We start from the raw sequence: 4758 nt of genomic DNA, 5'->3' as shown, positions 1-4758 counted from the left end.
TATTTTAGCTATCAACTCACGTTCTGTTGGTAATCGATATAAATCATAAGCTTTACCAATGTTGGTAACATCGTTTTTCTCGCTATTGTTTAATGTTTTTGGTAATTCTCCGTTGAGACACTGCTCAATCAATTTATTTTGCTCTTGTTGATTATTGCATTGAGTGAGAAATGCCTCTATTGAGTCTTTCCCCGCTAAATGCATAAAAGTATTATTCCCCGTTCCATCAAAAAATACACCAATACGCAGAGTGCCCAACTTATAACCTTTTACCTCAATGACATAAGAGTGATTAGTGATAAAACGGGGTGTTTGAGCTTCTCCGGCGTTGTGCCCTTTCGGTAACGTTTTTTCCGGTTGAGTAAGGCAAAGATCACCGGTAGTAACTTTACAGTGCTCGCGTTTGATGCCGGTGTACCCTGACAAATAATCGGTATAGGCAGGAATTTGGCTGGTTTGCCCTTCTTTTAATGTTTCGCGCGATTGTGCCATTTTTAGCCAAGGCTGTGTCTCTAACTTGACAGTCACAGGCCCAACTGCAAACCCCCATACCTGTATTGGGCTATCTGTTAGCGTTACTGTTTTCGTCATTCCGGTACTGTCAGTCAGTATGGCTTTTTGCCCAGAAAAGGCATGGTTATTCTCATCGCGAATATCAAGCTCTATCCAGCGATCATATTTTTCACAGGGAATGCAGTAAGGGTCAGAGGGCATCATACAACTCCTGTGAATATGCAGTATTTATTCAGCCAATGTTTAACAAAAGTGAGTTCGTTATCGCTTAACATTAGGGGTGTTTGGATAGCATCGAGCGGCATATTTATTTGTAAGGCAAGAGTTGCTGCTACTACACCGTCTCGGATATCACCGTCTAAACCATCAAGATTGGCTCGCTGTAATACCGCAGCAATTGTGGTTTGAGGATCGGTGTGGCGAGTCATTATCGGCTCTATACGTTGCCATAAGTGGCGATAAAGTGTGTAAACATGACGGGCTTCATCATACAAGTGTGCTAAATGCTGGGGTTGAATGCGAAACCAAGGTGATATTTGGGGGATAAACTCATAGTCGGGGCTACGTAGCCAGCCTTGTGCATTGCCCCATAATCCAGAGCAAGGGCCTAAGATCTGATCTCGTTCGGTCTGGCTCATCGCCGCGAACATTTTTGGGAAGAGGCGTGGGTCTGCATAACGTAGCCACATGACTTCACCGTTTCGGGCGACTTCAATCAGACTTTGCCAATGCTGACGTACGATTTCTACAGTGGCATAACTGGTGATATAAAAGCCACTGAGCGGCAAAACATGATTAACAAAATCGGTAGAGGGAAAGGGTAACAGCCAAGGGCCTTGCTCTGCGTGATCAGCAAACGCGGTGGTGGCGAACAGTGGGTAGGCATCTTTCCCGCCAGTATCATAAAAGCGTGCGACAGCCGTGGTATCAAGCGTGGCATCAATAATTGCAAATAACGAGTCTTGTCGCTGGTTGCACCATGAATCAAAAGTATCAAAACTCATGCTTTACTTCCCTTTGGTGCTTGTGAGCATGATTTAACCAAGGGAGCCATTGACGCCATGCTTTTTTGAATGGCGACTGCGGGGATAGTGGCTGGCGGTGGTGTTGGCACGCTGACATCACCAGGCAGTGCTGGCATCTGGCCTGCCCAGCCTGAACCCATACCCGCTTCGCCACCGGAGTTCATCTTGATGGTTGGGCCGCTGATAGTGACACCTTCAGCATCAATTTTGACAAAGCTTCCACCGACTTTAACGGTGATCTCTGAACCGGCTTCGAGCACAATTTTGGCGCCAGATTTAATATGCACTTCGTGCCCGGCTTGCATCAGCAATGATTGCCCAAGTTTTTGATGCATTGTGTTATCCACAGTCAGTGAATAATCAGCCTTGATGTGGTCACGTTTTTCACCATTAACGGTCAGGTGATCATCGGCTTTGATACGGGTTAAGCGCGTGTTATCAATAGTAGTATGTTGATCGTGCTTGATGTGCCATGCAACATCGTGCTGGATCAGTAAGTTCAGATCTTTTTGCCCATGAATGTAAATCTCCTCTTGGCCGGCCTGATCGTCAAAACGCAGCTCATTAAAACCTTGCCCCTGATGTGTATCGGTGCGCAGCACCGTTCGGGTTTTGTGGGCGGGCAAAGCATAAGGTGGGCGGTTGGTGGCGTGATAAGTGCGGCCTGTGACCACCGGCTGATCAGGGTCACCTTCTAGAAAACTGACAATCACCTCGTGGCCAACCCGTGGAACGGTAATCATGCCGTATTGCCCGCCAGCCCAACCTTGTGATACCCGTACCCAACATGAGCTTTGATCATCGCTTGCGCCGTATCTATCCCAGGGGAATTGCAGTTTTACCCGCCCGTGCTCATCGCAGTAAATCTCTTCCCCTTGTGGCCCGACGACAGTCGCCATTTGTGGGCCATCGACTTTCGGTTTATACGGCATTAATGCGCGCCACGGTGTTTGCGCGTTGATTACATGAAAGGTGTTGTAATACACCGTTGGGCCGTTGCCGCCTTCCTCTTCTAACGCTTGCGGCTGTTTACCCGTGTGGGTAATGCGCACCACTTGCCATTTAGTATTCAGGTTGCTGCTTGGGTGTTCACTCAAGGTAAATATCAGCCCCGGCATTAACTGAGGGGCATTGGCCTGACCTTCAGCGGTTGCGGCATCAGCACGTAAGGCCTCAAGACGATAGGCGGTGAAGGCTTGGCCGCTTGAGTCTTGTTTAAATCGTCCCGGAAAATCAAAATGCGGATAGTGATTATAGGGGGAGTGATGGCGCTGATGTTTCAGTGCAGAGCGTTGTTTGCTGTGTGATAGAGCGTAATCCGGTGTTTTAAAACTGTAATCTTTCAGCGTGACTTCAGTGGTACGAATATTTTCGGCATAGCTAAAACGGCGAACAAAAGGACCATGTTGTAAGCTTTGATTAGCAGGATTAAAGAACAGATCTGGCCCTTGCTGCAAGGCAGTTGTATTGTCAGAAAATATAACGCGATGCGTATTTTTTTCAAATTCGTGATAACAGAAAATACCCTCTTCGGCAGCCAAACGCTGAATAAAAGCAAGGTCACTTTCACGATACTGTACACAGTACTCCCGAGGTGCATGCTGATCTTTCAGTGCAAAGGCGTACTCGGTAACCCCCGACTCTTGCAGCAAAATGCTGATAATTTGCTGTGGCGTTTGCTGCTGAAAAATACGGGCATTGTGGCGTAAAGAGAGCCGCCATAGGGCCGGTTGTACCTGCAGTGAGTAACGGGTACGCCGAAATCCGGTTTCCCCTTGTGAAAATTGGTTAGCAACACCGCTGATACGGCGTTGTAGTGCACCGTTAAACCAAATCAACAACTCACAAGGCTTTTCGAGTACCGCCGCAAAATCAATGTCAGGCCGTGAGCTTGCCAGTTCAAGATGGAGTAGAAATGGGCTACTCAGTGCTTCATCCAATGAGAACTCCGCAACAGCAAAGGTGTTTTCCGGCAGCGTACCGACAGTCAAGGTAAACTGTAGCCCTGTTTGATTGGCCATTCATCGCTCCTTGATGATGCTTTGCCATACTGCCGACAGTCCGGTTCAGTGGTAAAGCAAAAAGCTCCGGTCGCCAGCCGCGGCCGAAGCGATATGATGGCAGCCAATAGCGGTTGCCCGTGATATACACCCTTGCAGCAAAATATCCCGATATACTGGGGGGATAGCGATTATCAGGGGCAATACGTGTGGTTAGGCCTCAATAGGTGCGCGCCAGTCATCAGCCCCTGATGTTCCGGCTACGGTGTGTTCCCAGTCAATTTTGCGGTAAGCCATTGAGACTTGAATCAGTTGGGTAAAATCAGACTTAATCGGGTCTTGGCAGTGTGGCATTTGGCAGTCAATATCAACGATGGTGGCATCCGTCAGTAGGGTAGAGAAGAAGTGCTCTTGTTTACCTTCTACCGACGTGCGATACCATTTTAAGGTCACTTTTGGCAGCATTTCGCCAGAGGCCAGTGCGTTATACATCAGCGGAACTGCTTTATTGAGCGCAACGGTGAACTGAAATGGTTTGTGAACACGTTGCCCTGCTGGCTGGCCTGATTGTGGATCTGTCGGCACAGTAACAATATGCTTAAACTCTTGTACCAGCATTTCATCTTCGTGCCCTTGCACAAAAATATTCCCGACTGAATCCGCTGTAAAAGCACCGGCGGTGATGTTGCCCTGTGTTTTACCATCGATAGAGATATAGCATGGGGTTGGCATGGGGGGTTCTCCTGTTAGAAAAAGGTTCATTCCAACAAGAGAGGGCAACTTTAATGCCAATATTTAATGTTGTTATAAATCAATGTCTTATGATTTCCATGGTGTACTGGTGCCGTGTTTTTCAGCAAAAATTTGCGTAAACAGTGCAGATCAACCAGCAAAAGTTGCATAAAAAGTGAAATAGTCTGAACAGTGAGCGAAATTCTGCGTAGGTAGAGGGTTATATGGTTTTATATTGAGCGCGTTTTACAGCGTGATTCAGTCGTCTTAGTCACCACTTTAGTAACCATTTAGCACCGAACTATAGCAACAATTACCGAACCTAATAAAACAAAAATCCCCACAAATGTGAGGATTTTCAATAAATTAAAATCAATATAAAACAGTGTAAAACATCACTCTATATTCTGAATCTGCTCACGCATTTGTTCGATCAGCACTTTCAGCTCAATACCGCTGGCGGTGACCTCGGCATTGATTGATTTTGA

At 46.9% G+C, this 4758-nt stretch carries 4 protein-coding genes and 1 pseudogene; all 5 read right to left on the bottom strand.

Translation table 11 applies throughout. The annotated features are described in order from the left end of the window. A pseudogene (locus tag ACRC27_RS11760) lies at window positions 1-717 on the bottom strand (DUF2235 domain-containing protein); the annotation flags it as partial. Next, a complete protein-coding gene (locus ACRC27_RS11755; protein WP_438639939.1) occupies window positions 714-1517 on the bottom strand; it encodes a DUF4123 domain-containing protein in 804 nt (267 codons plus the stop codon). The gene ACRC27_RS11755 and the pseudogene ACRC27_RS11760, both read right to left, overlap by 4 nt. Beyond that, window positions 1514-3559 carry a type VI secretion system tip protein TssI/VgrG gene (tssI, locus tag ACRC27_RS11750; protein ID WP_438639938.1) on the bottom strand — a complete coding sequence of 682 codons (2046 nt, stop codon included), beginning with the start codon at window positions 3557-3559 and terminating at the stop codon, window positions 1514-1516. The genes ACRC27_RS11755 and tssI overlap by 4 nt, the downstream gene beginning before the upstream one ends. A 192-nt stretch (window positions 3560-3751) precedes the next feature. After that, window positions 3752-4270, bottom strand: a complete 519-nt coding sequence (gene hcp1 / locus ACRC27_RS11745; protein ID WP_438622667.1) for a type VI secretion system effector Hcp1 — start codon at window positions 4268-4270, stop codon at window positions 3752-3754. A gap of 395 nt (window positions 4271-4665) precedes the next feature. After that, a partial coding sequence (locus tag ACRC27_RS11740; RefSeq protein ID WP_438639940.1) for an endoribonuclease YicC domain-containing protein occupies window positions 4666-4758 on the bottom strand: 93 nt, incomplete at its 5' end.

This window comes from Plesiomonas sp. (genome assembly GCF_051650925.1).
Lineage (GTDB): Bacteria > Pseudomonadota > Gammaproteobacteria > Enterobacterales > CAMTGL01 > Plesiomonas.
Note: the sequence above shows the minus strand (reverse complement) of the source record. Positions and strands in the feature narration are given on the sequence as shown.